Annotated in this window: 20 protein-coding genes; 13 read left to right on the top strand and 7 right to left on the bottom strand. The window is 66.7% G+C overall.

Features of this window, described 5'->3' with window-relative positions:
• The first annotated feature begins 281 nt into the window (after positions 1-281).
• Entirely contained in the window at positions 282-803 is a 522-nt protein-coding gene (locus tag DVS29_RS04725) for a hypothetical protein (RefSeq protein WP_118179271.1), read from the top strand.
• A 61-nt stretch (positions 804-864) separates the two neighbouring features.
• Here the strand turns inward: DVS29_RS04725 and DVS29_RS37580 are convergent, their stop codons facing one another.
• The gene (locus tag DVS29_RS37580; RefSeq protein WP_205962401.1) at positions 865-1,293 is read right to left on the bottom strand and encodes a hypothetical protein; all 429 of its coding nucleotides are present in this window, start codon (positions 1,291-1,293) and stop codon (positions 865-867) included.
• A gap of 138 nt (positions 1,294-1,431) precedes the next feature.
• Positions 1,432-3,954 (bottom strand): penicillin acylase family protein, encoded by a 2,523-nt coding sequence (locus DVS29_RS04715; RefSeq protein WP_118179270.1) that lies wholly within the window; start codon positions 3,952-3,954, stop codon positions 1,432-1,434.
• A 154-nt stretch (positions 3,955-4,108) separates the two neighbouring features.
• Here DVS29_RS04715 and DVS29_RS04710 point away from each other — a divergent pair, with 154 nt between their 5' ends.
• The 4 genes from DVS29_RS04710 to DVS29_RS38245 all read left to right on the top strand — a co-directional run bounded on the left by DVS29_RS04710 (position 4,109) and on the right by DVS29_RS38245 (position 7,532).
• A complete protein-coding gene (locus DVS29_RS04710; protein WP_118179269.1) occupies positions 4,109-4,732 on the top strand; it encodes a glutathione S-transferase family protein in 624 nt (207 codons plus the stop codon).
• 211 nt (positions 4,733-4,943) lie between these two features.
• On the top strand, positions 4,944-5,150 hold the full coding sequence (locus DVS29_RS04705; protein ID WP_118179379.1) for a hypothetical protein: 207 nt from the start codon (positions 4,944-4,946) through the stop codon (positions 5,148-5,150).
• 144 nt (positions 5,151-5,294) lie between these two features.
• Entirely contained in the window at positions 5,295-6,716 is a 1,422-nt protein-coding gene (locus tag DVS29_RS04700) for an FAD-containing oxidoreductase (RefSeq protein WP_118179268.1), read from the top strand.
• Positions 6,717-7,064: 348 nt separating this feature from the next.
• On the top strand, positions 7,065-7,532 hold the full coding sequence (locus tag DVS29_RS38245; protein WP_338069321.1) for a carbohydrate-binding protein: 468 nt from the start codon (positions 7,065-7,067) through the stop codon (positions 7,530-7,532).
• Here DVS29_RS38245 and DVS29_RS36805 read toward each other — a convergent pair.
• Positions 7,418-7,723 carry a hypothetical protein gene (locus tag DVS29_RS36805; RefSeq protein ID WP_124800594.1) on the bottom strand — a complete coding sequence of 102 codons (306 nt, stop codon included), beginning with the start codon at positions 7,721-7,723 and terminating at the stop codon, positions 7,418-7,420. The genes DVS29_RS38245 and DVS29_RS36805 overlap by 115 nt on opposite strands.
• A 245-nt stretch (positions 7,724-7,968) precedes the next feature.
• Here DVS29_RS36805 and DVS29_RS04690 point away from each other — a divergent pair, with 245 nt between their 5' ends.
• The 4 genes from DVS29_RS04690 to DVS29_RS04675 all read left to right on the top strand — a co-directional run bounded on the left by DVS29_RS04690 (position 7,969) and on the right by DVS29_RS04675 (position 13,568).
• Positions 7,969-8,673 carry a hypothetical protein gene (locus tag DVS29_RS04690; protein ID WP_118179267.1) on the top strand — a complete coding sequence of 235 codons (705 nt, stop codon included), beginning with the start codon at positions 7,969-7,971 and terminating at the stop codon, positions 8,671-8,673.
• Between the two features lie 199 nt (positions 8,674-8,872).
• A complete protein-coding gene (locus tag DVS29_RS04685) occupies positions 8,873-12,037 on the top strand; it encodes a sensor domain-containing protein (RefSeq protein ID WP_118179266.1) in 3,165 nt (1,054 codons plus the stop codon).
• A gap of 79 nt (positions 12,038-12,116) precedes the next feature.
• A complete protein-coding gene (locus DVS29_RS04680) occupies positions 12,117-13,025 on the top strand; it encodes a hypothetical protein (RefSeq protein WP_240655458.1) in 909 nt (302 codons plus the stop codon).
• Positions 13,026-13,061: 36 nt separating this feature from the next.
• Positions 13,062-13,568, top strand: a complete 507-nt coding sequence (locus DVS29_RS04675) for a metallophosphoesterase family protein (RefSeq protein WP_118179265.1) — start codon at positions 13,062-13,064, stop codon at positions 13,566-13,568.
• 94 nt (positions 13,569-13,662) lie between these two features.
• Here DVS29_RS04675 and proP read toward each other — a convergent pair whose 3' ends face one another.
• Positions 13,663-15,132 (bottom strand): glycine betaine/L-proline transporter ProP, encoded by a 1,470-nt coding sequence (proP, locus tag DVS29_RS04670; protein ID WP_118179264.1) that lies wholly within the window; start codon positions 15,130-15,132, stop codon positions 13,663-13,665.
• Between the two features lie 793 nt (positions 15,133-15,925).
• Here proP and DVS29_RS04665 point away from each other — a divergent pair.
• Positions 15,926-16,345 carry a DUF3597 domain-containing protein gene (locus DVS29_RS04665; protein ID WP_118179263.1) on the top strand — a complete coding sequence of 140 codons (420 nt, stop codon included), beginning with the start codon at positions 15,926-15,928 and terminating at the stop codon, positions 16,343-16,345.
• Positions 16,346-16,429: 84 nt separating this feature from the next.
• Here DVS29_RS04665 and DVS29_RS04660 read toward each other — a convergent pair whose 3' ends face one another.
• The 3 genes from DVS29_RS04660 to argA form a co-directional block, all read right to left on the bottom strand.
• Positions 16,430-18,226 carry a tetratricopeptide repeat protein gene (locus tag DVS29_RS04660; protein WP_118179262.1) on the bottom strand — a complete coding sequence of 599 codons (1,797 nt, stop codon included), beginning with the start codon at positions 18,224-18,226 and terminating at the stop codon, positions 16,430-16,432.
• Between the two features lie 385 nt (positions 18,227-18,611).
• Complete coding sequence (locus DVS29_RS04655) at positions 18,612-18,887, bottom strand: oxidative damage protection protein (protein ID WP_118179261.1); 276 nt, start codon at positions 18,885-18,887, stop codon at positions 18,612-18,614.
• Between the two features lie 119 nt (positions 18,888-19,006).
• Complete coding sequence (gene argA / locus DVS29_RS04650) at positions 19,007-20,410, bottom strand: amino-acid N-acetyltransferase (RefSeq protein WP_118179378.1); 1,404 nt, start codon at positions 20,408-20,410, stop codon at positions 19,007-19,009.
• A 22-nt stretch (positions 20,411-20,432) separates the two neighbouring features.
• Here argA and hrpA point away from each other — a divergent pair, with 22 nt between their 5' ends.
• The 3 genes from hrpA (at position 20,433) to DVS29_RS04635 (ending at position 26,825) form a co-directional block, all read left to right on the top strand.
• Positions 20,433-24,662, top strand: a complete 4,230-nt coding sequence (hrpA, locus tag DVS29_RS04645) for an ATP-dependent RNA helicase HrpA (protein ID WP_118179260.1) — start codon at positions 20,433-20,435, stop codon at positions 24,660-24,662.
• A 128-nt stretch (positions 24,663-24,790) separates the two neighbouring features.
• Entirely contained in the window at positions 24,791-25,798 is a 1,008-nt protein-coding gene (locus DVS29_RS04640; protein WP_118179259.1) for a YVTN family beta-propeller repeat protein, read from the top strand.
• Between the two features lie 196 nt (positions 25,799-25,994).
• Positions 25,995-26,825 (top strand): EI24 domain-containing protein, encoded by an 831-nt coding sequence (locus tag DVS29_RS04635; RefSeq protein WP_118179258.1) that lies wholly within the window; start codon positions 25,995-25,997, stop codon positions 26,823-26,825.
• Positions 26,826-26,831: the final 6 nt, after the last annotated feature.

Below are 26,831 nucleotides of genomic sequence, written 5' to 3'. Positions count from 1 at the left end.
GTAGGCGTGTGGGTTCGGCCCGTTCGAAGGAGCGGGCCGCTCTTTCCACGGACCATCGTCGGCGGCTTGCGTCGACTTGAGACGAGCCACGGTGATTCTGTCGTTGTAGTGCCCTTGTTGTCCTTGCTTTGCCCCTTCCGCCCGCGCGCTGCGCGGGCATTTTTTTGCGCGGCATTGCTGGCGTCGCAAAGGAACTGCTTACCCAGACTTACGAACCCTAAAGGGCACGCGCCGGCAGGTCGTTAGCGCGTCTGAATACGGGGATTTCCAGGAGGCGTGCGATGGTCAGCAGTGTCGGATACGGAGCGGCGAACTTGCCGTCGATGTACCGTGATCAGGTGTCCGACGGCTCGTCGAGCGCCGCGTCGTCCGCCGCCGGCAGTGCGGCTGTCGCGGATCAGGACTTGCAGGGAAGTGCGCAGGCCGGCTCCACTGCGCCCGGCGTGTCGGTCAGCATCTCGCCGGAAGGGGCGGCGGCCGCGGCGCGGGATACCGCGGCCAACAGCCCATCCACCGCCGCGGATGCGCCCGACGACGGCAGCGACTTCGACGACACGTCAACCGATCCCGCTACTGCCGATGCCGCCTCAGCTTCAGCTTCAACTGACGGCAGCGACGACCCGGATGCCACGGACAGCGCCGATGGCGCCACCACGCCATCCGGCGCGAAATCGTTCACCTATGGCGTGCTGGGCCTCGAACGGCCCGATCAACCGAAGCAGGACGAAAACCAGTCGTACTCGGCCGGCCGCTGGGTGGCCGCGGGCCTGATGATCGGCGGGCTTGTGTCGCTGTTCGTCTAGCGTCGCGCACGAGTTGCAGTACAACGCGAGGCGACACTGCAGTGCCGCCTCGCTTCTTCCATCACGGCGCCTTGGGCGCCTTCTCCGGATGCTTCGCCAGCGTGTCGAGGTCCTCGTTGAGGCTCGTGCGGATCGTGCCGATCGCCTCGTCCACGTTCGAAGGCTTCAGTTCGTTGCGCGCGAGCGCATCGTACACGTAGTGGCGGATCATCGGATCGTTCGTCTTCGCGAGCACCTCATGGTAGATCGCGTTCATCTCCGTTTCGCGACCTGACAGGTCGTAGAGCCGTTGCAGATGTTCGAGATCGTTGATCACGGTGAAGCCCGGGCCGTGCGGCATGTGCTCGCCCATCGGCGGATGCGGCATCTCGCCAGGCATGCCGCCGGGCAGACCTTCGGGTGCATTGGGCGCATCGGCGAAACCGGGCGCGACGACGGTGGAGGCGGTAACGAAGACCGCGGCAAGCGTGAATCTTTTGAACGGAATCATGGCTGTCGGTGGGTCGGATTATCCCGACCGTGTCGTGAGAAGAACGCTGACACGATAGCAACGCGCCTCGCGCGCGAGGAGGGGCGCCATCTGACAGCGTCTTACCGCGTTGCGCACGGCTTTCAGTTCGTCAGCCTGTCAGCGCGACGCGGCGACGAGCCGCAGACGGTGCACTGTCTTGCCTGGCAGGAACGGCGTGGCGTCGCCGCGCACCCACGCTTCGTGTCCCGCGAGGAAATACGGTGAAAGGGGATGGCCCGACTGGCCGCCCGGCATCTCGAAGATGCCGTCCTCTTCGTGACCCGGCGACACGTCCATCCGCTCCGACGCGCCGAACGCGGGCGACTGCACGCGCGGCATGTTGATGTCGCCGGGCAGCGGATCGTGCGGCGCGCTCATCGCATCGCGAAGCCATGGCAGCCATGCGGGAATCAGCCGCGCGAACGGATGCGCGATCGCGGCGCGGTTGTGGTCGCCCCAGCGCGCGGCATCGAGCGTCACGCCTTTGGGCAGCGAGTCGATCGTGTGGTCGATGCGGGCGAGCACGAACGCACGCCAGTCGGGAAAGGCGTCGGGCACCCACGCATGATGCTTCGCGAGCGACTCCATCACCGCCTCGCGGCGCGAGCTTGCGAACGCGAAGTCCGGTTTCAGCGGCGAATCGCCGGCGCTTGCGGACAGTTGCGCATCGAGCGCGCCGAACCACGCGTCGTACATCGAGAAATAGAAGCCGCGCACCAGCCGGTAGCCGACCGCGTCCGCATCCGCGCGCCCGTTCCACTGCGTGACGAGGCGGCGGAACGCGGCGCGCTGCGGATGGCCGCTCACCGCGTCGTCGTCGAGCGCATCGAGCACGATGCGGCGCCACGGCGTGATCCACAACGCGCGATCGTCGGTCTGCACCGCGAGCAGATCGCGTTCGCTCGCGTGCGGCAGCGCGAACAGGTCGTCGCGGATCTGCGTGGCGCGCGCGCCGAGGTCGCTGCCGGCATCGCCGACGAGCTTCGCTTCGTCGGGCGGCAACGTGCGGTTGTTCGCGGTCCAGAGCCGACCGGATGCGGGCGCGATCCGCTTCGGGTACGCATCGGGCGCGAGATAGCCGTTCCAGCCGTGATAGTCGATTGCCTTGACCGGCATGTCGCCGGCGCTGGCCGACGTGATCTGCGGATCGTCGTTGTCATCGTGCTTCGGCAGCGGACCGGCGAGCGTCCAGCCGATGTCGCCCGACGCGTCGGCCACCATGATGTTCTGCGTGGGGATGCCGGCGGTCTGCGCGATATGCAGTGCATCGGCGACGTTGCCGGCGTCCTCGAGCTGCTGCAGATTCACGTTGACGGCCTGCGGGTCGTGCGCGACCCAGCGATACGCGTACACGTGCGAGCCCACCGTGATCTCCGGGCCCCAGCGCGTTTCGACGACCGGCAGGTCGACGCTCGGCTCGCCATGCACGTCGATGCGCTCGTGCACGACCGTGGCCTTCTCCCAGCTGTCCGCCGCGCTGGCATCGGGTGTAGCGGACGCATCGGCAGGGGCAGCGCCGAAATGGTATTGCAGCGGATCGGACGGATTGCGCTGCAGCTCGATCAGGTCGATGAAATGACCGTAGCTGTTCGTGAAGCCCCATGCGACGTGCCCGTTGCTGCCCGCGATCACGAGCGGCGTGCCCGGCAGGCTCACGCCGGTCACGCGCTCGGCGGCGCCGTTCGCACCGGGCCAGCTGAACGACACGCGATACCAGATGTTCGGCAGCGACAGGCCGAGATGCATGTCGCAGGAAAGCAGCGCGCCGCCGTGCGCGCTGTGCGCGGCATCGACCGCCCAGCCGTTGCTGCCGACGGCCGAGTCCATCGGCGCGCGTTCGTCGAGCGCGGCGGCATCGGAAGGCGCACCGCGCAGCCATTCGGGGCGCATCGGTGGCGGAGGCAGCACGCGATTCAACGCGACATTGCCGTCGAGCGGTGCGTCCCAATGGCTCGCATCGGGCGTCAGGAACGCGAAGAGCGCGGCCGGCACGCGCTCCCGCAGCGCGGCGCGCGACACGATGCGACGCGCTTCGCCAGCCTGCAGATCGAAGTACATCGCGTAGACCACGAGCAGCGAATCTTCGGCGTGCCACGCTGCCGGATCGGTGCGTAGCAGCCAGTATTCGAACGGTTTCGTCTTCAACGACGCAAGCCCCGCATTGACGCCGGCCGCGTATCGCTCCAGCAGTTCGCGCTGGCTGGGCGGCAGCGCGGCCAGCGCGGCCAGCGCACGCGCGCGGAAGCGATGCAGCCGGTTCGCACGGTCGAGCGGCAACGCAGCCGCGCCGACGAGCGCCGACATCCCGCCCGCGGCCACGCGGCGCAGCAGATCCATCTGGAAGAAGCGGTCCTGCGCGTGCGCGAAGCCGGTGGCGTAAGCGACGTCCATCCGGTTCGCGCCGCGCACGGTCGGCACGCCCTGCGCATCGCGTTCGATCGTGACGGGCGCGCTCAGCGTGAGTCCCGCCGGTGTGTCTTGCGGACGCAATCGCCAGGTGCCGTCGAGCTGCGGCAAACTCTCGCGCATCGTGATCCAGACGCCGGCCGCGGCCATCGCGAGCAGGATGGCGATCAGTACGACGAGCGCAACGAACCAGGCGGACACTTTGCGAAGCAGGCGGGCGGGCCGTGGGGGCATGGCGTCGTGGCGAGCGGGTCGAAGGCTTCAGACCATAGCACGGGTCTCCGCGCTACGGCACGCGTCCGTCCTACGGAAGCGATCGCTGGCCGGCTGGTCCGTGGGCGGTGCACACTAACGCTTTTTGCAGACGCAGCTAACCGCGGAGGTGGGAATGCAACTGATCGGCATGCTGGATTCGCCGTATGTGCGGCGCGTGGCGATTTCGCTGGAACTGCTCGGGATGCCGTTCGAGCATCGCAGCGTGTCCGTGTTTCGCGATTTCGATTGCTTCGTCGCGATCAATCCGGTTGTGAAGGCGCCGACGCTGATCGACGACGACGGCACGCAACTGATCGACTCGACGCTGATTCTCGACTATCTCGACAGCAAGGTGCCCGCCGCGCACCGGTTGATGCCGGAGGCGCCGGCCACGCGGCGCGATGCGCTGCGGGTGATCGGCTTCGCGCTCGCGGCCACCGAGAAAGTGATCCAGCAGGTGTACGAGCGTACCCAGCGGCCGCCCGAGCGGCGGCACGAGCCGTGGACAGAGCGTCTGCGCGGGCAGATGCACGCGGCATTCGCCGTCGTCGAGGAGATCGTGGCGGCGCGCGGCGACACGTGGCTCTGCGACGGGCGCGTGATGCAGCCGGACGTCACCGTGGCGGTGGCATGGCGCTGCACGCAGTTTCTGATGCCGGGCCTCGTCGACCCGGCGCGCTATCCGGCGCTGGCAGCGTTCTCCGCGCGCGCGGAGGCGTTGCCGGGGTTTCTCGCGGCGCCGCTCGAGCGGGATTGAGACGGCTGGCGCCACATCGGGCGGCGGCCGATGACCGTGCGGACAGCCTCGCGTCAGCTGGCTGTCCGCATCGCGCCGATTGTTCTGTTTGCACGACAAGTGACTTCGCGTTCCACGCATTTATCCATTGCAGGCGGCTCCCTAGAATTACACCTATCGAAATTCCGTTGCGGCGCTCATGCGCAGCAGCCAGCGCGAGAGGGGAGCCGCCATGAAAGCCTTGATCGAACGTCAGCTCTATCACCCAGCCGTGGTGTTGCCGTTGCTCGCGCTTGTCCAGCTGCTCGTAGCACTGGACTTCAACCTGAGCCAGTTCGGCTTCGTGCTGCTGACCCGCGGCGCGCAGGCTGCGCTGCATCGCGCGCGCGGTGTGCTGGGCGTCGGACGGGGGTCCCCTTGTGGCGGCTGCCACGCGTGACCCCACGCGAAGTTGACGAGCCCAATTCCAGATCGCATTTCTTTCCAGATCATCGTGCCGACAGGTAAAGGCGACCGATCACAACGCATCGTTTAAGGCAGGCGTAAGATGCTCGAACCCGCAACGCGGCTTCGGAGGCACCTTATGTCACAGCGTTTCGACGCAGTCGTCATCGGTACCGGACAGGGCGGTGCACCGCTCGCGGTGCGGCTCGGCAAGAGCGGGCGCAAAACCGCGGTGATCGAACGCGGTGCGTTCGGCGGTACCTGTGTGAACTTCGGCTGCACGCCAACCAAGAGCTACGTTGCCAGCGCGCGGACGGCCCATGTGGCCCGGCACGCGGCGGAGTATGGCGTGCTCGTCTCTGGTGAAATTTCGGTGGATCTTGCGAAGGTGAAAGCGCGCAAGGACGAGATCATCGGCGCGTCGCGCGACGGCGTGGAAGCCTGGCTGCGTCATGCGGACAACGTGACGGTCTTCACCGGGCACGCGCGCTTCACGGGTCCGCATACGCTCAGCTTGACGGACCGCGACGGGCGCGTGTTCGAAACGCTAGAAGCAGACGAAATTTTCATCAACACCGGCACGCGCGCGGTGGTGCCGACGATCGATGGCATCGACCGGATTCAATATCACACCAATGCTTCGCTGCTCGAGCTGACGACGCTGCCCGAGCACCTCGCGATCGTCGGCAGCAGTTATATCGCGCTTGAATTCGCGCAGGTGTTTCGCCGCTTTGGCAGCCGCGTGACGGTGCTCGTGCGCGGCGAGCGCGTGCTGACGCGCGAGGACGCGGATTTCGCAAAAGGCGTGCAGGACGTGCTGACGAAAGATGGCGTCGAATTTCGCTTTGGCGTTGAGCCTTCTCGGCTGGAGTCGGCTGATCAAAGTGGCAGCGGCGGCGTTCACATCGCCTTTGCGGATGGCTGCGCGCCGCTCGACGCATCGCATCTGCTGTTTGCGACGGGCCGCCGTCCGAACACCGACGATCTCGGCCTCGAAACGGCGGGCATCACGGTAGACCGGCACGGCATCATTGCAGTGGATGGCGAGCTCAGAACCAACGCGCCCGGCGTGTGGGCGATCGGAGATGTGAACGGACGAGGCGCATTCACGCACACGTCGTACGACGATTTCCAGATCGTGGCGGCCAATCTGCTGAGCGGCGACGGCCACACTGAGCGGCGCAGCGTCGACACGCGCATTCCCGCGTATGCGGTGTTCGTCGATCCGCCGCTTGCGCGCGTCGGGCTGTCCGAGAGCGAGGTGCGTCAGGGCGGTCGAGACGCGCTGATCGCGACCATGCCGATGTCGCGGGTGGGCCGCGCGCGTGAGCGCGGCGAGACCGACGGCTTCATGAAGGTGCTCGTCGACGCCGATAACCATCAGATTCTTGGCGCGACGATTCTCGGCATCGAGGGCGACGAGGCCATTCACACGTTCATCGATACGATGACGGCCGGCGTACCGTATACGACGCTGATGCGTGCGATGCACATCCACCCCACCATCAGCGAGCTGATCCCAACACTGCTCGAAGGCCTCAAACCGTTGTGCGTTTCGTAACGCCTGCCTGCGAGCGAAGCGGCCCGATCTCTTCCACTTGCCAGAAGCGGTACGGCGCGTCGTGAATGAACGACGTGCCGTACCGGCTTCGTCATGTCGATTCGATTCCGTAAACGACGGGTTGAATTCTGCACTGGCGATCAGGATTGAATGCCTGTCTGGAAACGGATTCGATGTTTAAATAGGATGTCTAATGTAAAAAATGGTTTGGCTTGTGCAAAGCGGTACGGTGGTTTATCAATCTCATACGGATACCTATATAAATTATTTTCGTTCCAGTACGGTCGGCGATGTGAAAGGAAGTAACTGAAACATTGCTGAATAGGCTCGTTGAGGAGGCGCAATATCATGCGCAGCCTGAAAACGCATTCAAGAAAAACGGCGCTCGCGCTCGTCCTGCTGACGGCCTGGTCGATGTATGCATCGGGTGCCGAGTGGCAGGAGGGTTCGACCTATACGGCCGGGACGACCGTCACGTATCAGGGCCGAACCTATCAGGCGTTGCGGACGCATACCGCGTATCCCGGCGCGGGCTGGACGCCGTCAACGACGCCGACGCTCTGGCGCGACATGAGGCCTGCGACACCGGCTCACCGACACCGACACCGACACCGCGCCGGACCGGGCCTGTGCGGCGAACGGGAGGAAGGGCTGAAATCGACGCGCCGGGCTGTGCCGGTTGCGTCGCGGCTGAGCTTGCTTCATAGCGTGGCCTCGCGCCGATCGATGATGGAGTCGCGACCGGAGACGGCGCGGTCCAGCGCGTGTCCACGCGGCTGCACTTCGCGCCCGCCACCAAGCTGCTCGCGTAGCTGACGGAACGATCGATGGCTTCGCATCGGAACATGGCCACCGCGCAGGCCGGCATGGTGAGCGCAGCACACGCGACGACGATCGCAACCGGGCGGTGCCCAATACAACCTGCCGTCGACGAAGCTGCGCTCGCACGTGGCACGACTCGACTCCCCGGCGCGATCCGCGATGAAGACCGCCTGTCGATCAAGCATAGGTCGGTTTCCACGTGGCGTCGTCCGCCATCCACTTTGGTGCGCGCACGCGGCGAGCGCGCATTGCCACGACCGGCCCAATCGGCGGTGACGTTCAGCGGACCGATGTGGACGAAACCGTCCGGCTCAGTGGCGCGTGCCTGCATCGCACGCTGCGCAGCGCGCCGGTCCCTAAAGGTCGCGGCGCACTGCGCCGTTAACCGGGGCGGGAGGCGCGCGATTTTGCGCGCGACAGACGTCACGGCATGGGTTCGATCAACAGAACGACGGCGGAAGCGCTCTACGCGACGCAGGTGCTCGGTGCGCTCGGCGCGCTGGCGACGGTCGTCGTGCAGCAGCGTTCGGCGTTCTACGTATTTTTCGCGCTGGTGTTCGTCAGCTGCGTCGCGATCCATGCGCTCGCGAGCTTCGATCCGTTCGCGGTGCGGCGCACGCCGCTCGCCGCACGCGTGCAGACGGGCGTGTTCTGCACGGCCGCCGTGGGCCTGTTCGTGCTGTCGGTGTTGATGCTGTGTGCGCCGGACTGGTCGGTGGCGCTGCGCGAATGGGCGTGGCGCGAACCGACGGTGCCGGCGGCAGCGGACGGGTGGGTCCAAGTGATGAGCGAGCGCGGCTTTCGCGGCTACGTGCAGTCGCACACGCTCAAGCGCGACGGCGAACGGGTGTCGTTCTGGTATCGCGTCTATCTGCCCGACGCACACCGGTCGGGCGGCGTCGCGTCGTTGCTGCAGCACGGCACGGCCGATTGCTCGCTCGCCTCGCCGATCGTCACCGACGACACCACCTCCTACGACGAGACCGGCCGCCCGCTCGCGCACCTGTCGCGGCCCCGAGCGCTGGATGTACACCGCGACGGCGGCTACGCGACGCTGATCGCGGGCGCCTGCGGGCTTGCCGCGCCCGCCGCGACGCAGCATGCCGCTGCCAGCGTGTTGACGGCGACCCGATAACGCCACGCCGCCGCGCCCGCTCCGGTCCGCATTCCCGGCCCGAATTTCTGCCCCGAATTTCGGCCGCAGAACACCCGTTTCCGAACCCGCGCCGTCAACTCAAGAACCTGCCGCCGGATGCCGTTAAACCGGGCGGAGATTATCCCTTTCTTTGCCGGCACCATGAGCCTTTACCCAGGCCGCCGGCGCGCGAGTACTCATGCTGCAAGTATCGAGTGAAGCGCGCCGCTTCGCGGCGCGCTTCCGGACCCTGTTCATCACCGCACTGGTGAGCGTCATCGCCGTGGGCGTTATCGTCACGGCGACCTTCGAGGTATTCGCGGCGCGCGCGCGGGCCGACCTCGAGCTCATGCACGCGCTCAGCATCAAGGACCAGGTCCAGAAGCTCCAGGCGCTCCATGTCGCCGCGAACGCCGACTTCCTGAAAGGCCTCGGCACGACGCGCTGGGAGTCGTATGCGTGGCCGATCGCACGCGCCGGCATGGCGGCGCGCTTCTACGACGGCCTCGAAGTCGCGTACCGGAACCGGCCCGACAGCCTCGTGACGGTGCGCTCGCTGCGAACTGCCACCGCGCAGTGGGAGCGGCAGCTCGAGGGCGTGACCCAATCCGCGCAACGCAACGGCGAACGGATCGTCGTGGATGGCGGCGAACTGCTGGTCGCGAACCAGACGCTGAACGGCATCCTGACCGGGCTGATGACGCTGCGCGCGAACGAGGACCGCATCATTGGCCGCAACGCGGAAACGACCGCGCAGCACCTCGCGACGGAACGCACCGGGCTCGCGATCGCGGCCACCGCCGCAGTGGTGTTCCTGATCTACGGCTTTTTCGCGAGCCATCGCGCCGCGCTGTCGCGCGAGCGCGTGCGGATCGTCGCTGAAGAGGCGGAAGCGCGCTTTCGCGAGTACTTCGAACAGCATCCGCTCGCGATGCTGATCCATGACGTCCGCACGCTGCGGGTGCTCGCCGTGAACGACGCGGCCTGCCAGCAGTATGGCTATACGCGCAGCGAGTTCGAGCGGCTGGCCGCCACGGCGATCGTCGCGCCTGAACTGGTGCTCAAGCTGCAGGAGCGGCTGAAGTCGTTCGTCGAAATGCCGACGGGCAGCGGCTCGGCCGGCGTGGTCCCGCACATTCGCCGCGACGGCACGCAGCTCTTCGCGCAGGTGACGTATCACCTGCTGCGCTATGGCCGTCACGACGCGTGCTTCATCACCGCGATCGACGTGACCGGCCACGAGCAGGCGAAAGACGCATTGCAGCAATCGAACCGCATGCTCGAAACCGTGCTCGACAGCGTGCCGCACCGGATCTTCTGGAAAGACGCGGCGCTGCGCTACGTGGGCTGCAACCAGGCCTTCGCGGACGACGCGGGCATTGCCAACGTCGATGCGGTGGCAGGACTCACCGACCACGACATGCCGTGGCACGAGAACGCGCCGGAAACGCGGATGCTCGACGAACAGGTGCTCGCGACCGGCAAGGTGCTGCGTTACGAAGAGCGCCGCACGCTCGGCGACCAGCGCGGCCACTGGCTGCGCAAGACCAAGACGCCGCTGCGCGACTCGCACGGCCGCACGACCGGCGTGCTGACCTGCTACGACGACATCTCCGACCAGAAGGACGCCGAGCTCGCGCTGCGGTTGCGCAGCCGGGCGCTCGACGCGATCGTCAACGCGGTGCTGATCACCGAGCCGGGACCGTCCGGCAACATGATCCGCTATGCGAACCCGGCGTTCGAGCGGATCACCGGCTATGCATGGGGCGATGTGGTCGGCTGCGACTGCCGCTTCCTGCAGAACGACGACCGCGATCAGACCGGCATCGCCGAGATCCGCCGCGCGCTCGTCGCGGAGCGCGAAGTGACGACGCTCGTGCGCAACTACCGCAAGGACGGGTCGCTGTTCTGGAACCAGCTGTATATCGCGCCGGTGCGCGATGAGCATGGCGTCGTCACGCATCACATCAGCGTGGTCAACGACGTGACCGAGCTCGTGCAGTCGCGGGACCAGCTGCATACGCAGGCGCATTACGACGCGCTGACCTCGCTGCCGAACCGTACGATGCTGCATGACCGGCTCGACGCGGCGCTCGTCGAGCGCAGGGCGGGGCCGCATGCGGAGACGGAGCTCGCGGTGCTGTTCATGGACGTCGACCACTTCAAGGACGTCAACGACAGCCTCGGGCACAGCGCCGGCGACCGGCTGCTGCGCGACGTCGCGCAACGGCTCGTCGGCTGCATCGGTCCGCGCGACATGCTGGCGCGCTATGGCGGCGACGAGTTCGTGATGCTGATCAGCGACGCCGGCGGCCGCGGCATGGACCGGCGCGTCGACGACGTGCTCGCGCGCATCCGCAACGAACTCGACGACCCGTTCCGGATCGACGGCATCGAGCTGCATGTCGAATCGAGCGTCGGCGTCGCGATGTTCCCGCGCGATGGCCGCGATGCCGAGACGCTGCTGAAGAACGCCGATTTCGCGATGTACCGCGCGAAGACGAATGGCCGCAACGGCGTACACCGCTTCGAACCGGCACTCGCGTATGCGGCGGAAGAGCGGATCGCGATGTCGCGCCGGATGCGGCTCGCGCTGCGCAACGGCGAGTTCCATCTGTACTACCAGCCGCAGATCGATCTGCGCTCGGGCACCGTGACGGGCGTCGAGGCGCTGTTGCGCTGGATCGACCCGGAGCTGGGCTCGATCAGCCCGGCGCTCTTCATCCCGGTCGCGGAGGAGAACGGCCTGATCTCGGCGCTCGGCGAATGGGTGCTCTACGAGGCCTGCACGCAGGCGAAGGCGTGGGAGAGCACGTTCCCGCAGCTGCGCATGTCGGTCAACGTGTCGGCGCGGCAGTTCGGCGGCGGCGACTTCTGCGACGTGGTGCGGCGCGTGCTGAAGCACACCGCGCTGAACCCGGAGCGGCTCGAGCTCGAGATCACCGAAAGCGCGCTCGTCGCACATGGCGCGATCGACGCGCTGCATGCGCTGCGCGACATCGGCGTCGGCATCGCGATCGACGACTTCGGCACCGGCTATTCGAGCCTTGCCTATATCCGCAACTTCAAGGCGGACCGCCTGAAGGTGGACATCTCGTTCGTGCGCGGCATCGGCAAGAGCCGCGCGGACGAAGCGATCATCCGCGCGATTCTCGCGCTCGCGCGCACGCTGGATTTCACGGTCGTTGCGGAAGGCGTCGAGACGCCCGAGCAGATCGAGTTCCTCGTCGCGCATCGCTGCAACCTGATCCAGGGCTACTACTTCGCGAAGCCGATGCCGGGCGAGCAGGCGCAGGTGTTCATCTCGCACTTCGAGCAGCACACGCCGGCGCGCCCGCCCGTGAAGACGCTCGCGCGGACCTGACGCATCGCGGATAATGGGCCGCCGTGCCCATCCTCTCTTTCTTCCCGCTGCCGTTCCTTTCGCCGCCGGAGCCCCGTCGATGCTGATCCTGAAGCTTGCGCTCGTCCCCGCGTTCCTCGCGATGCTGACCTTTGCCGGCCGCATCTGGGGGCCGTCGGTGGCGGGCTGGCTCGCGGGGCTGCCGGTCGTGTCCGGCCCGATCGTGCTGCTGCTCGCGCTCGATCGCGGACCGGCGTTCGCCGCGCATGCGTCGGCGGCGTCGATCGCGGCGATCGCCGCATCGGAAGCGTTCAATCTCAGCTACGCATGGGCGTCGCGCCGACGCGCGTGGCCGCTCGCGCTGGTCGCGGGTTGCGCGGGCTGGTCGTGCGTCGCGGTGGGGCTTGCGCGCTGGCCGGCGGGCGTCGGCGGTTCGGTCGTCATTGCGTGCATCGCGGTCGCGATTTCACAGACGTTCCTGCCGCGCGTGAAGCATGCGCCCGCGGGCGCGAAGGGCACGAACGTCGACCTCGTGCTGCGCATGGTCGCGGGCGCGGCGCTGACGCTTGCGGTGACGGCGTTGTCGGCGTCGCTGGGTGCTGCGTGGAGCGGCGTGCTGTCGGTGTTTCCGCTGCTCGGCATCGTGCTCGCCGTGTCGACGCAGCGCGCGCACGGCGCCGATCCGGTTGCGCTGCTGATGCGCGGGATGGTGGTCGGGCGCGCATCGTTCGCCGCGTTCTTCGTCGCGGTGGTGTGGCTGCTGCCGTCGCTCGGCATCGTGGGTGCGTTCGCGGCGGCGGCCGTGGTGTCGGTCGCGGTGCAGGGCGTGAGCCGGTACGTGTTGAGGCTGGCGTCTCACGGTACGCACGCGTTGCCGGACGCGGTGGAGGTGCAGGCCGGGGCGGCGGACACGGGTGCGCTGGGCGTGATCGAAAGCGATGACGCTGGCGCCGAAGCGTCACAACAGACTGCCTGCGAGGTTGATTCCGGCCGCGATGATCCCGTATAACGGGAGTTCGTCCCGCACCTCGCGTCTCCATCGCTCATGCACCGTCAGCCCGAACTTCCATCGGCGTCGCGGATCGGCTTGATCTCCGATACGCACGATCTCGTGCGTCCCGAAGCACTGGCGTGGCTCGAAGGCTGCGATGCGCTGATCCATGCCGGCGATATCTGCAAAGCCAGCGTGCTCGACGAACTGTCGAGCGTCACGCCGGGCACGCCGCTCACCGTCGTGCGCGGCAACAACGACGTCGGCGACTGGGCGGACGCGCTGCCGCACTACACGACGCTACGCGTGCAGCAGGTGACGATCCTCGTGATTCACGACCTGCACGATCTGCGCAGGCTCGATCTCGACTTGCGGGCGGAGGGGATCGGCGTCGTCGTGAGCGGACATTCGCACAAGCCGTCCGTCGAAACGCGCGACGGCGTGCTCTACGTGAACCCGGGCAGCGCGGGGCGCCGCCGGTTCACGCTGCCGATCTCCGCGGGGAAGCTGGAGATCGACGGCGCCGATGTGCGGGCGTCGTTGAAGACGCTGGTGGAGTGACGCTGCTGCAGCGGCGCTTGCGGTTGATCTGCGCAGCGCTTTGCCGTGCGTGCGAGCCGTGTTCCGCGCGCTCACACGTACGGCGCGTTGCCAGTTACGCGCGTACTGCCTGCGCGGTTTCGTACTCGTCGATGAAGGCCGCGGCCTCGTGTTCGCCGCGCAGCACTGCGTGCGCTTCCGCATGCGTCGCGACGCACGGGCCCGAGCCCGGCAGCGGACGGCGCGCGCTTTCGCGTGCGGCGAGCACCGACACGACGCCGATCAGCGATGCGGCCATCAGGTAGTACGCCGGCATCATCAGGTTGCCGCTGCGCTCGACGAGCCACGCAGTGACGAGCGGCGTCGTGCCCCCGAACAGCGACACCGACACGTTGAAGCCGATCGCGAGCGCGCCGTAGCGGATGCGCGTCGGGAACAGCGCCGGCAGCGCGGACGGCATCACGCCGCAGAAGCACGACAGCAGCGCGCCGAGTATCAGCAGGCCGCCGAACACCGGCAGCACCGCGCCCGTGCGGATCATCAGGAGCGCGGGAATGGACAGCACAAACAGGCCCACGCAGCCCGCCAGCATCACCGGGCGACGGCCGAGCCGGTCGGACAGACGGCCGGCGTAGAGCGTCATCGGCATCATCAGTACCATCACGAGCAGCACGAGGAAGAGGCCGTGCGTTTCGTTGAAGTGCAGCGTTGCCGACAGATAGCTCGGCAGATACGACAGGGCCATGTAGTCGGTGACGTTGAAGATCAGCACCAGACCCACGCAGGTGAGGAGCGCCTTCCATTGCCCGGCGAGCAGCTGCGCGAACGTGTGCTTTTCGCGCGCCTTCTCTTCGGCCTCGCGCAGTTCGGCTTCCTTCTTGAACGCCGGCGTTTCCTCGAGCTTGAGCCGGATGTACAGACCCATCAGCCCGAGCGGCCCGGCGATGAAGAACGGTACGCGCCAGCCCCAGGACAGCAGCTGCTCCTGCGACAGCGTCGCGGTCAGCACCGCGACCGTGCCCGCGCCGAGCACGTAGCCGATCAGCGTGCCGAACTCGAGGAAGCTGCCCATGAAGCCGCGGCGGCGGTCGGTGGAGAACTCGGCGATGAAGGTGGCCGCGCCGCCGTATTCGCCGCCCGTCGAAAAGCCCTGCACGAGACGCGCGACGAGCAGCAGCACCGGCGCGAGGATACCGATCGAGCCGTAGCTCGGAATCAGGCCGATCGCGAAGGTGCCGCACGCCATCATGATCATCGTCATCGCGAGTACGCGCTGGCGGCCGATGCGGTCGCCAAGCGGGCCGAACACCATGCCGCCGACCGGCCGCACGAGGAACGCGGCCGCGAACGTGCCGAAGGTGGCGATCAGCTGCGCGGACGGGTTGCTCGACGGGAAGAACACTTTGCCGAGCGTGACGGCGATGTAGCTGTACACGCCGAAGTCGAACCACTCCATCGCGTTGCCGAGCGCCATGGCGCCGACGGCCCGTTTGAGGAGACTGTGATCGACGACGGTGATGTCGTCGCGGGTGAGGCGTTTGTCGTTATCGTTGTGTCGCCAGAAGCCGTTGCTGGATGCGGTCAAGGTAAAAGCTCCGATGACTGCGGCCGAACGCAAAAACGCTCTGCCACGGTTGCTGGATGAGTGCGGTTTCGTGAAGACGGCGATGGCGTGTCGCCGCTGGGGCGCTTTGCCGTGCAGCGGCGATTCGAAAGACAACGCCGGTGCGTCGCGATGCTCGTCGCGAAATGGCACTCGTTCGAATTGTGATCAGTGCATCTGCATGGCCATGCGGCGGGGCTTGCTGACTTCGGCCGCCGAGGCTGCAAATGCGTGAGGACGTTGATTGCCGCGCTGCTGTGATGCGAGATGCGCTCGCGAAGCAGAGCCGGTCAAGCGACGCCACTGAAAGGCTTGATACGAAAAAGGCCGGTCACGTACCGAAAAGACCGACAAGCCTTCTTGTGTAAAAACTACCCGCAACCCCACCGGCCGTAACGATGACCGATGATTGCGCGAGCGCGAATGAAGGTGAATTGCTGTTGGAACGATGCACATATTAGCACGATCGCAGACGATCGAGCAAACCGGCTTCCGGCGAGAGGCCCGCGAAATCGCTCGATCGCTTATGTGGCGGGCGTTTAAGAGGAATCGGGCGGCACGGCGGCGCGACGCGTTTTCGCCGTTTCGGCGGCATGGCTTTCGGCGATTCGACAGAAGTTTGTCAATCCCGACTGCGCGTCATGCGGTTGCGTCAAGAATTGTCGAGAACGCCATCGGGGTGTCAACGATTCGCTTTACTCATCGTTATGCGCGTGCGTCCGGCGTGCCGGACCCACTTCGCATTCCGTTTCCACCCTGAAAAAGGACACCCATCATGAGTATCTTCGGAACCATCGTCAGCAAGCTCTTCGGTCACGCGAAACCAGACGAGACGCCGCCCGCTCCCGAAGCGGTGCCGACCCCGGCCGCCACCGCGGACGCCGCGACGGCCGACGCAACTGCCGCAGCCGCACCGGCCGCCGCCGCCGTGCTGTCCGACGTCGACGTCGCGGCCGTGCTCGACCAGCTCGCGGCGAGCAACAGCCAGAAGCTCGACTGGCGTCATTCGATCGTCGACACGATGAAGCTGCTCGACGTCGACAGCAGTCTCGAGCATCGCAAGCAGCTCGCGGCGGAGCTGAAATACGACGGCGATACGAACGACTCGGCGTCGATGAACATCTGGCTGCACAAGCAGCTGATGCAGGCGCTGGCGGCGAACGGCGGCAAGCTGCCGGCTGATCTGCTGGGCTGAGACGTTTGATGGAAGCGGAGTCCGCGCGCGTGGTGCGATGCGCGGACTCCGTGAGAGAAGGGTTTTATCTGGCGCGAGGCGTGGTCAGGACGCCAGCGCCGCGCGCACATCTGCGACCACGGCGGACCAGTCGCCGGGCGTGGTTTGACGGAAGAGCCGCGCGGTGGGGTACCACGGGCTGTCGTCGCGCGCGTGCATCCAGCGCCAGTCCGACTGCGCGGGCAGCAGCACCCACACGGGCTTGCCGAGCGCGCCCGCGAGATGCGCGACCGAAGTATCGACGGTGATCACGAGATCGAGCGCATCGATCGCGGCCGCGGTGGCGTCGAAGTCGCGCAGTTCCGCTTCGAGCGGGTGAATCGTCCAGCGTTCGTGCAGATCGTCGCGCTGCTGCGCGGCCGCGCCCTTTTGCAGCGCGAACCATTCGGCATTGGGCGCATCGGCGAGCGGCAGCAGTTCCGCGAGCTGACCGGACCGGAATGCGTCGAGGTGATGACGCGGGTTGCCGGCCCACACGAGGCCGATCTTCCTGCGCGCATCCGCGAGCGGTGCGAGGCGCTCGCGCCAGGCCGCGGCGGCGTTCACATCGGCGGACAGGTAGGGCACGTCCGCGGGAATCGTGTCGTCGTCGAGACGGCCCGGCACGCTCATCATCGGACACCAGTAGTCGTACGCGCACGGAACCGCGGGCGCCACGGTCAGCACGTTGCTCACGCCTGCCGCGCGCGAAAACAGCGCCGCGAGTTCCGGCGACGTCCACACATCGACCTTTGCACCGCGCGCATCGAGCAGCGCCGCATAGCGCACGAACTGGATCTGGTCGCCGGCGCCCTGGTCGTGCGTGAGCAGGACGCGCCGGCCGTTCAGCGCTTCGCCGCGCCATTCCGCCGACTCGAGCGTGCCGTGATCGTGCGCGCCGCGCTGCGTCGTTCTGCGATGCTCGAAGCCGCGCCAGCCTTCGCGAAACGCGCCGTCGCGCAGCGCGATCATCGCGAGCTGATGATGCGCTTCGGACAGCGACGGCGCGAGTTCGATCGCGCGCTGGTAGTGCGCTTTCGCTTCGTCGTAGCGTGCGACGCAGGTCAGCGAGTACGCGAGATTGTTGTGCAGCGCTGGCGCGTCGGGCTGCAGCGCGAGCGCGGCCCGATACGACGCGATCGCGTTGTCGAAGTCGCGTTGGCCGTCGTACGCATAGCCGACACCGAAGCGCGCGTCGGCGCTGTCGGGCGCGAGCGTTGCGGCACGCTCGAAACAGGCAGCCACTTCACGGTAGCGCTGCACGTGGTTGAGCACGGTGCCCAGCAGCATCTGCGGCAACGGATGATCGGGCGCGGCTGCCGCGGCGTGCCGGTACGACTCGACGGCGTCGAGCGGCCGGCTGATCACTTCGAAGAGCCCGCCAAGATTGAGCGCAGCGTCGACGAGCGAGGCGTCGAGTTTGAGCGCGGCATCGAAGTGGCGCAGCGCATCGCCGAGCTGGCCCAGCGCGCGCAGCGACTTCGCCAGGTTGCAGTGCGCGAGCGCGAACTGCGGCGCGAGATCGACTGCACGCTGCAGAAAGACGGCGGCATCGTCATGCTCGCCGAGCGACGCCGCCGCGATGCCGCGGTCGTTCAGCCACGCCGGCTGTTCGGGCTTGAGCGCGAGCGCTTCGTCGAACAGCGCAATCGCGGCCGGCAGGTTCTGCAACTGGAAGTGGATGAAGCCGCGGTAGTAACACGCGTCGGCGTAGAAGGGACTCGACTTCGGAATCTGCCGGTAGCGTTCGTCGGCGATGGCGAGTTCGCCATCGCGATGCGCGGCGAGCGCATGGTCGAGCAGATGCTGCGGAGACGCCGGGACGTCGGGGTTGGCTTCAGCGGAACGGTTGTGTGTGGTCATGGCGGTTACGAGCGGAAGCGGCTTCCGGCGAGAGTGAACGAGACATGCCGCGACAGACGCGACGGCCGACCGGCCGCGCTGGAGTGCCGTGAAGCACGTGAAGTGCTGGAAAGGCAGAGACCCGGGAAGAGGCGCGGCGCAACGTCGTTAGCGGACGTTGGGCGCAATTTTGAGATAGGGGCGGCGCGGTCGATATCGGAGGAGTCCGAATCTGGCCAGGAGAAATGACGCGGGCTGCTGCGTGGCTGTTGCAGAAAAAGAAACGGCGCCCCGGAGGGCGCCGTATGGCGTGTTCAGCGATGTCGGCTATCGGCCGGTCGCGCCGCTACGCGCGCACCGCCGGGTTCAGGCCGCTCAGTGAGGCCGCTAATCGGCCCACTCAGGCTTAGCCAGCCGCAGGCGGCACATAACCCGACGCCTGGTCGGCACCTTCGCCGAAGAAGAACTTCTCAGTCTGCTTCATCAGGTACTGGCGGGCGCGCGGGTCGGCCATGTTCAGACGGTTCTCGTTGATCAGCATGGTCTGCTGCTTGAGCCACGCCTGCCAGGCTTCCTTCGAGATGCTTTCGTAGATCCGCTTGCCGAGTTCGCCGGGCAGCGGCGGGAAATCGAGGCCTTCGGCTTCCTTGCCGAGCTTCGCGCATTGAACCATACGAGCCATGCTGTGATTCTCCTGTGATCGTGTGAGGGCGGCGCCGCGCTGCGTCGATCTTCCCCGGCACGATACGCGGGCAAAATTCGCTTTGCCAGCGGCCGGCCGGGTGGACGATGCGCGTTCGCTCAGAGCTGTTTCATCAGCACGAGCGATTTGCGCTGCCAGTTATAGAGCCGGCGGCGATCTTCCGGCAGGTCGTCGACCGTTGCCTTCACGAAGCCGCGTTTGAGGAACCAGTGTTCGGTGCGCGTGGTGAGCACGAAGATGCGCGTGAGGCCGCGTGCGCGCGCCCGCTGCTCGACGCGCTTGAGCAGCCGCTCGCCGTCGCCCGTGCCCTGCGCTTCCGGCGAGACCGTGAGGCACGCCATCTCGCCGATGCGCTCCTGCGCGTACGGATACAGCGCGACGCAGCCGAACAGCACGCCATCGTGCTCGATCACCGAGAAGTGGTCGATGTCGCGTTCGATCTGGTGACGGCCGCGCCGCACCAGCGTGCCGTCCGTCTCGAGCGGCTCGATCAGCGTGAGGATGCCGCCGACGTCGTCCGGCGTGGCTTCGCGCAGGCTCTCGAGGTTCTCGTACGAGATCATCGTGCCGACGCCGTCGTGCAGGAACAGTTCGAGCAGCAGGCTGCCGTCGAGCGAGGTGGGGATCAGGTGCGCCCGCGCCACGCCGCCGCGGCACGCGCGGATTGCATGCTTCAGGTAGAAGCCGTCGTCGCCGAGCATCGTGCCGCTCTCGTGCAGCTTGTACGCTTCGTCGAGCGACAGTTCGCGGATCAGCTCGCCCGCTTCGTCGAGCAGGCCGGCTGTTTCCGTGAGGAACACGATCTTGTCCGCGCGCAGCGCAATGGCCGCGGCCGATGCGACGTCTTCCATCGACAGGTTGAACGCTTCGCCGGTGGGCGAGAAGCCAAGCGGCGACAGCAGCACGAGCTTGCGGCTGGCGAGCGAGTGACGGATCGAGTCGGCATCGATCTTGCGCACCACGCCCGTATGCTGGAAATCGACGCCGTCGAGAATGCCGACCGGCCGCGCGGTGACGAAGTTGCCGGACACGACGCTGATGTGCGCGTGCGCCATCGGCGTGTTCGGCAGACCCTGGCTGATCGCGGCCTCGATGTCGAGACGCACTTCGCCGGCCGCTTCCTTCGCCGATTCGAGCGCGCGCGCATCGGTAATGCGCATGCCGTGCGAGAACTCGGATTCGACACCGTGCAGGTTCATCTGCTCTTCGACCTGCGGCCGCGAGCCGTGCACGAGCACGATCTGGATGCCCATGGCCTGCAGCAGCGCGATGTCGGAGACGAGCGCATTCAGCAGGTTCTGCTGCACGACCTCGCCGCCGAAACCGACGACGAAGGTCTTGTTGCGGAACGCGTGGATGTACGGTGCGACCGATCGCATCCAGTCGACGAACTGGGCGTGCTGGGCGATGATATCCGCGGCTTCGTCGGCAGGCGCGGGAGCGGGTGCTCCAGGCTGCGAGGCGGTGTCGGGGGCGGGGACGAGGTCGGTTTGCGAATTCATCCCGGGATTATAATGCGCCCCCATGTCTAATGTACCCAAAAGTCCTGCATCTTCCGGGGCTCCCGGCGCGCAGCAACCTGCCCAGCCGGGTCATGAAGCGCAGCGTGGCGTAGAGCGCCCACATTCGCGCGATGTCGCGAAGCAAGCGGGCGGCCAGCCCGCGCGCGAGCCGAAGCCGCCGCGCGAAGCGAAACCCGCACAACCCGCGCGTGAAGCGAACCCGCATCGCGATACGAAACCTCAGCGCGAAGCCAAACCCCAGAAACCGCCGCGCATCGTCGAACCGAATCCGGTTCCGCCCATCACGTTCCCCGAGGCGCTGCCGGTCTCCGCGCGCCGCGACGAGATCGCGAAGGCGATCGCTGGTCATCAGGTTGTCATCGTCAGCGGCGAAACGGGCTCGGGCAAGACCACGCAGTTGCCGAAGATCTGTCTCGCGCTTGGTCGGGGTCTCGGCGCGGGCGGCAGCGGGCTGATCGGCCACACGCAGCCGCGCCGGATCGCGGCGTCGGCGACCGGCCGGCGGATTGCCGAAGAGCTCGGCACGCCGTTCGGCGAAGTGGTCGGCTACAAGGTGCGCTTCACCGACAATCTCGCGGCCGGCGCATCGGTCAAGCTGATGACGGACGGCATCCTGCTCGCCGAGACGCAGACCGATCCGCTGCTGAAAGCGTACGACACGCTGATCATCGACGAGGCGCACGAACGTAGCCTCAACATCGACTTCCTGCTCGGCTATCTGAAGGAAATCCTGCCGCGGCGCCCGGACCTGAAGCTGATCGTCACATCCGCGACGATCGATGCCGATCGCTTCGCGCGTCACTTCGGCAGCGACGAGAAGCCCGCGCCGGTGATCGAGGTGAGCGGCCGGCTGTACCCGGTGGAAGTGCGCTACCGGCCGGTTGCCGAAGACAGGGTCGCGGTGAAGTCCGCCGAAGGAGCGTCGCTGCGCGAGAAGGGCGAACGCCCGAAGTCGCTGCGCGATGCGAAGGAGCGCGACCGCGATCTGATGGACGCGATCGTCGATGCGGTCGATGAACTGTCGCGCGAAGGCTCGGGCGACGTGCTCGTGTTCCTGCCCGGCGAGCGCGAGATCCGCGATGCCGCGGAGGCGTTGCGCAAGCACCATCCGCCGCACACCGAGATTCTGCCGCTGTTCGCGCGCCTGTCCGCGCAGGAGCAGGAGCGCGTGTTCCGGCCGTCGAATGCGCGCCGTATCGTGCTCGCAACCAACGTCGCGGAAACGTCGCTGACGGTGCCGGGCATTCGCTACGTGGTGGACACGGGCCTCGCGCGCGTGAAGCGTTATTCGTATCGCAACAAGGTCGAGCAGCTGCAGGTCGAAGCGATCTCGCAGGCGGCGGCGAACCAGCGCGCGGGCCGCTGCGGCCGGGTCGCGGATGGCGTGTGCATCCGCCTCTACGAAGAAAGCGATTTCATCGCGCGGCCGCGCTTCACCGATCCGGAGATTCTGCGGTCGTCGCTCGCGGCGGTCATTCTGCGGATGAAGTCGCTGCATCTGACGGCGATCGAAACGTTCCCGTTCATCGAGCCGCCGCCGGGCCGCGCGATCGCGGACGGCTATCAGCTGCTGAACGAACTCGGCGCGGTCGACGACGACAACGCGCTCACGCCGACCGGCCGCGAACTCGCGCGGTTGCCGCTCGACCCGCGCGTCGGCCGGATGATTCTCGCCGCGCGCGATCACCAGTCGCTGCGCGAAGTGCTGATCATCGCCAGCGCGTTGTCCGTGCAGGACCCGCGCGACCGTCCGATCGAAGCGCAGGAGCAGGCCGACCAGGCGCACCGCAGGTTCGCCGACGAGCGCTCCGAATTTTTGCAATGGCTGAAGATCTGGACGTGGTTCGAGGAAGCGGTCGCGCACAAGAAGTCGAACCGGCAGCTGGTGGATGCGTGCCGCGCGAATTTCCTGTCGCATCTGCGTCTGCGCGAATGGCGCGACGTGCATTCGCAGCTGCTCACCGTGGTGCGCGAACATGGCTGGCGGCTGAACGAAGCGGACGCAACCTTCGAGCAGGTGCATCTCGCGCTGCTGACGGGCCTGCTCGGCAACCTCGGCCTCAAGGCCGACGACGAACCGTATTACCTAGGCGCGCGCGGCATCAAGTTCCACTTGTGGCCCGGCTCCGCGCTCGTGAAGAAGGCGGGGCGCTGGGTGATGGCCGCGGAACTCGTCGAGACGAGCCGGCTGTACGCGCGCTGCATCGCGAAGATCGAGCCCGAATGGATCGAGCGCGTGGGTGCGCATCTGCTGAAGAAGTCGCTGTCCGAGCCGCACTGGGAAAAGCGCGCGGCGCAGGTGAGCGCATTCGAGCGCGGCGTGCTGCATGGGCTCACCATCTATAACCGTCGCCGGGTTGCGTTCGGCAGGCAGGATCCGGCGCGTGCGCGCGAGCTCTTCATTCGCGGCGCGCTCGTCGAAGGCGAGTTCGACACGAAGCTGCCGTTCTTCGCGCACAACCGCAAGCTGCTCGCGGAGATCGAGCAGCTCGAACACAAGTCGCGGCGTCAGGACGTGCTGGTCGACGACGAGCTGATCTTCGCGTTCTACGACGACGCACTGCCCGCCGGCATTCACACCGGCGCCGCGTTCGAGCGCTGGTATCGCGACGAGCTGAAAAGGCGCGGCGAGCAGGACGGCAAGACGCGCCTCCTGTTCCTGTCGCGCGACGATCTGATGCGCCACGAAGCGGCCGGCATCACGACCGAGCTGTTCCCGAAGCGCATGACGATGGCGGGCGTCGAGATGGCGCTGTCGTATCACTTCGAGCCCGGCACACCGCGCGACGGCGTGACGCTCGCGGTGCCGCTCTACGCGTTGAATCAGGTCGACGCGCGCCGCTGCGAATGGCTCGTGCCGGGCATGCTGAAGGAGAAGGTGCAGCTGCTGATCAAGTCGTTGCCGCAGAAGCTGCGGCGTCACTGCGTGCCAATGCCCGAGTACGCGGCCGGTTTCGTCGACCGTCATGGCGCGGAGCGGTTCGGCGCGGGCAGTCTCGTCGACTCGCTGATCGCCGATGTGCGTGAGCAGACCCAGGTCGCGATGAAGCAGACCGACTTCAAGCTCGAGACGCTGCCGAAGCACCTGTTCATGAACTTCAAGGTGATCGACGAGCACGGACGGCAGCTCGCGATGGGCCGCAACCTCGCGCAGCTGCGCGCGGAACTGGGCGGCGAAGCGCAGCAGCAGTTCCAGAAGATCGTGTCGGGGGCTGCGGGTGCGGCGCTTGGTGTGGGTGCTGGGGGTACGCCGGCTGCGGCGGGTGCGCGCGGGCAGGTCGCGGCGCGGCCTGTGAATGCGCCGCATACGCCGGCTGCCGCAGCCGCCGGCACGGGCACGGGCACAAGAAGCGCAGGCGGTGACACTCAAGCCACCGCGCTCTACGAAAACCTGTCCACCTGGAATTTCGGCAAGCTGCCCGAGCTGCTCGAAATCCGCCGTGGCGGCCAGACGCTGTACGGCTATCCGGCGCTCGTCGATCGCGGCACGCACTGCGATGTCGAAGTGTTCGATGCGCCCGACGAAGCCGCGCGTATCCATCGCGCGGGACTGCGGCGCCTGTTCGCGCTGCAGCTGCGCGAGCCGATCCGCTATCTCGAGAAGAACCTGCCCAGGCTGCGCGAGATGGCGATGCAGTTGATGTCGAAGGCAACCCAGGACGAGCTGCGCGATCAGCTGATCGATACGACGCTCGACCGCGCTTGCCTGCAGGACCCGCTGCCCGACGACGACGCGAGCTTCCACACGCGTCGCGACGAAGGCCGCAGCCGTCTGACGCTGCTCGCGCAGGAGATCGCGCGGCTCGCCGGCCAGATCCTCGCCGAGTACGCGACGGTGACGAAGAAGCTCGCGCAGGCGAAGTCGTTCGGCGCCGCGTATGCCGACATGCAGCAGCAGCTCGACACGCTGATCGGCAAGCGCTTCGTCGTCGATACGCCGTATGCGCAGCTCGTGCATTTCCCGCGCTATCTGAAGGCGACCGCGCTGCGCATCGACAAGCTGAAGGCCGACCCGGCGCGCGATGCCCGGCAGTTCGCCGAGTTCCAGCCGCTGTTCCAGCATTTCCAGCGCTCGGTGTCGCAGCGCGGCGGCGTCGCCGATCCGCGGCTCGCGGAGTTCCGCTGGCTGCTCGAAGAGCTGCGGGTGTCGCTGTTCGCGCAGGAATTGCGCACGCCGATGCCGGTGTCGGTGAAGCGGCTGCACAAGGTGTGGGAGTCGATGCAGCGCTAACGCTGGCCGTTGCGGTGGCGTCTGCGCCCGTGCGTTCGAAAAACAGGCGCGCGCTGCCGCGATTCGCCGCAGGCCGCGTAGCCTTGCAAACGTTTTACAATGGCGCCTGCTCTTCGATGTGACTGTTCATGCGCCTACTTTTCTCTTCCCGTTTCACCCGCGCCGTTGCCGCCACGCTACTGACGGCCGCAAGCCTCTTTTCAACCGCCGCGCACGCGAACAACGTGATCGTGCTGAACTCGGGCGAGGCGACGCTGAGCCTCATCGATGAAGCGTCGCATCAGGTGGTGGGCACGGTGCCCACCGGCAAGGAGCCGCATCACCTGATGCCGACGCCGGACAACACGTCGCTGATCGTCGCGAACTCGGTGTCGAACAACCTGATGTTCGTCGACCCGAAGACGGGCAAGCCGCAACGCTGGGTGGAGAACATCGAGGACCCGTACCAGATCGGTTTCTCGCCGGACCGCAAGTGGCTCGTCACCACCGGCCTGCGGCTCGACCGCCTGGATATTTACCACTATGACGGCCAGAACATCACGCTCGCGAAGCGCCTGCCGCTCGCGGTGATGCCGAGCCACATTGTGTTTTCGAACGACAGCAGCACGGTGTTCATCTCGCTGCAGGTGTCGGGCGAACTCGCGGCAATCGATCTGCCCACGCAGACGCTCAAGTGGAAGATGAAGGTCGGCAAGGTGCCGGCGGGGCTGTGGATGACGCCCGGCGACAAATATCTGCTGGTTGGCATGACGGGCGCCGATTACGTGGCCGTGGTCGACTGGCGCAGGCAGCAGGTCGTGAAGACGATCCACACCGGCGCGGGCGCGCACAACTTCCGTTCGCTGGTGGACGGCAAGCATGTCGCGGTGTCGAACCGCGTGGCGAGCACCATCAGCATCATCGACGAAGACACGCTCACCAACGTCGGCGATATCACGGGCCTGCTGCCAGGCCCCGACGACATGGAGCTGTCCGCGGACAAGCGCTACCTGTGGGTCACGTTCCGTTTCGCGAAGCACGTCGGCGTGATCGACCTCACCACCCGCAAGCTGATCCAGACCATCGCGGTGGGCCGCTCGCCGCACGGCATCTACTTCTACAACCGCGCGCCGGTGACCGCGCCGAACGGCGCTTGAGTGGCACCTGAGCGCCACATGAGCACCGCTTGACTTCACCCTTTGCCGCGGGCTGCGCTCGCAGCCGCGGCGCCCATTCCGTCCCATCTGTTACGCGCCGGCACGCGAACCGAGCGACCGGCGCGCGCCTGGTTTATCCTGTTCGCGTTTCGCACGGTCCGCGATTTTCCTTCAACAGCACACTCATCAGGTCCGCATGAACGATCTGTTGCGCTCATTTGGACGCGCGCTGTCGAGCGCGCTTCATCCGCGCATGCTCTGGCTGACGTTCAAGCCGTTCGCGGTGGCCGCCATCGTGTGGGGCGCCGTCCTGTATCTGTCGTGGCAGTGGCTGGTCGGCACGACGAGCGGCTGGCTCGAGAGCTGGTCGCTGACGACGTGGCTCTATCACCTGTTCGACTGGCTCGGCTTCTCGTCGGCGCATGCGTTCATCGCGCCGTTCATCGTGATCATGATGATGATTCCGCTGATCGTCGTCAGCGTGCTGCTGCTGATCGCGACGCTGTCGATGCCGGCGGTCGTGCGGCACCTGTCGGCGCGGCAGTTCGCGAATCTCGATATGCGGCGCGGCGGCACGTGGTACGGCAGCATCCTGCATTCGCTGTGGACCACGATCGTGTGTCTCGTGCTGCTCGTCGTGACGATCCCGCTGTGGATCTGGCCGCCGTTCTTCGCGCTGGTGCCGCCGCTGCTGTGGGGCTGGCTGACCTATCGCGTGATGACCTACGATGCGCTCGCGCTGCATGCTTCGCGTGACGAGCGGCGCGCGCTCGTGAAGCGCTACCGTTTGCCGCTGCTGCTGATCGGCGTCGCGAGCGGGATGATCGGCTCGCTGCCGACCTTGCTGTGGGCGTCGTCGGTGTGGCTGATTCCGCTGTTCCCGGTCATTACCGCGATCACGATCTGGATCTACTCGCTGATTCTCGTGTTCACGGCGCTGTGGTTCGCGTGGTACTGCCTGCGCGCGCTGCAGCGCATGCGCGCCGAAGCGCAGCATCCGCAGACTTCGGCGACACTTCCTTATTGACCATCT

Source organism: Paraburkholderia phosphatilytica, assembly GCF_003443895.1.
Taxonomy (GTDB): domain Bacteria; phylum Pseudomonadota; class Gammaproteobacteria; order Burkholderiales; family Burkholderiaceae; genus Paraburkholderia; species Paraburkholderia phosphatilytica.
The sequence above is the reverse complement of the archived record's forward strand: the minus strand, read 5'-3'. Positions and strand labels throughout refer to the sequence as shown.